This is a genomic window from Rosenbergiella gaditana (assembly GCF_018494065.1).
GTDB classification, from domain to species: Bacteria; Pseudomonadota; Gammaproteobacteria; order Enterobacterales; family Enterobacteriaceae; genus Rosenbergiella; species Rosenbergiella gaditana.
This window is the reverse complement of record NZ_JABBFR010000052.1, coordinates 1-1537: the sequence shown is the minus strand read 5'-3', so window position 1 is coordinate 1537 and position 1537 is coordinate 1. Positions and strand designations below refer to the sequence as shown.

Below are 1537 nucleotides of genomic sequence, written 5' to 3'. Positions count from 1 at the left end.
TAAGCCAGAGACAGGCACACCCACAACTCAATCAAGGCGTTATACCGTGGGATATGTTCGGGATCACATTAAACATCAGCCTTCGCCATCAATTATTCTTAAAGGCCACTGGATGGGAGAGCTGGGATTTGAGACCGGAAGGAAGGTTGAAGTGAGTTGTGAGCAGGGCGAGCTGATTATTCGGCTAGTTGGGGAGTAAGCGTTAGGTAAACAAATCCCGGCGCACTTGAACTGCACCTTACTTACTTGGGTGTCCAACATTAGAGGTGCAGTTCACGATGGCCAGGATTTATAAGAACTTATCGATAATAAAAATACCAAAAAATAAAACCCGCTGGCGGCCCGAACCAGGTTAATTTGAGACAAATAAATAAATCCGCCAATGAAAATGGAAAATTATCATTCGTATTCCAAGCCAGCCATGCTCCCAGCAAACGGCCAAACATTGTTAAAATAAAAATCACCACACTCATTGAAAAGCATAAATACAAAAAGTTAAATAATGATTTAGTGCTATTTTTCATCACTTCCTTCCGCTGTCTTCCAGTTTATCTTGAACCATCCCTGATACAGCAGAGTCACCAATATTACCTATTATTGAGGGTAATGGATTTTGTGGGGCTGGTTTTGTTATCGTCCAGACTCCTGTTGGAACCCATTCATACTGCTTGGAAATGGGATTGAGTTTCTTATCGAATGGCACTTTTAGAATATTACCCGCAGCATAGCCAGCAGAAGCACCCGTCTTACTCAATAGTGCAGCCATAAATGGATCATCACCGCTTATTTCAGCCTGGTAATAACCACCTGCTGCATTCCAAGTTACCGTTGGGTTATAACCTTTACCTGCTGTTATTCCTCCAACAACAACAGATCCAATTACATCCGACAGTTTTACTTCTCCTGTCGTACCATATTGAATACCTGCACTAAACCCCGCACCAACACCCACAGCAATAAGCTGCTCTTTGGTATTATTCACCGCATTAGTGATAATCGCCTTCCCACCCATTATTGCCACTGGCCACGATGTAGGACCCATAACTACAGACATCACCCGATCGCCCGTGGTTATATTATCGTTCAGGAATTTCAGGTCCGAACCGTTAAGATATTTCACGATGGCGGCCGCATCAGGATCTTTCAGTTTCTCACTCAATCTTACCTGATATCTGTCAGCATCCAGAGCAACGTTAGTATCGGCCTGTATCAGCTCTTCCCATGTCACGCAGGTCACACCGCCGCCGGTACAGGCATCCTTAAGCTCTTTGCTGTTTTTGTTGCTGATATCAATATATTTCTCGACAACCTTCTGGCAGTCACCGCCTGATTTCTTGCAGTCCTGCATCTCCTTATCGAGCTGACGGGATTCATCTTCATGCAGCCAGTTATTCTCAACCGTCACCTTCCCGGTCTGCATCCCCGATACCGCACTCGCCGTATCGCCACCCACCAATCCGCCCGCTAATCCTGCGGCTAAACTGGCTAGTGCACTGATTTTTTGTTTTTCATCTTCATTAAGCTCAGAGGGATTTTT

The 1537-nt window shown here is 45.0% G+C and carries 3 protein-coding genes; 1 reads left to right on the top strand and 2 read right to left on the bottom strand.

All coding sequences use genetic code 11. The annotated features are described in order from the left end of the window. Window positions 1-199 (top strand): SymE family type I addiction module toxin (locus HH682_RS15375; protein ID WP_250318737.1); only part of this gene is annotated, 199 nt, incomplete at its 5' end. Window positions 200-299: 100 nt separating this feature from the next. Here the strand turns inward: HH682_RS15375 and HH682_RS15370 are convergent. Continuing rightward, window positions 300-524, bottom strand: a complete 225-nt coding sequence (locus HH682_RS15370) for a hypothetical protein (protein ID WP_214238356.1) — start codon at window positions 522-524, stop codon at window positions 300-302. Then, window positions 524-1537, bottom strand: a 1014-nt coding sequence (locus HH682_RS15365; protein ID WP_214238355.1) for a VENN motif pre-toxin domain-containing protein, incomplete at its 5' end; no start/stop codon positions are given. The genes HH682_RS15370 and HH682_RS15365, both read right to left, overlap by 1 nt.

What these genes read in the sequence shown, in the direction of transcription:
- HH682_RS15370 (WP_214238356.1), bottom strand. Translation starts at nt 524, where the DNA reads ATGAAAAATAGCACTAAATCATTATTTAACTTTTTGTATTTATGCTTT.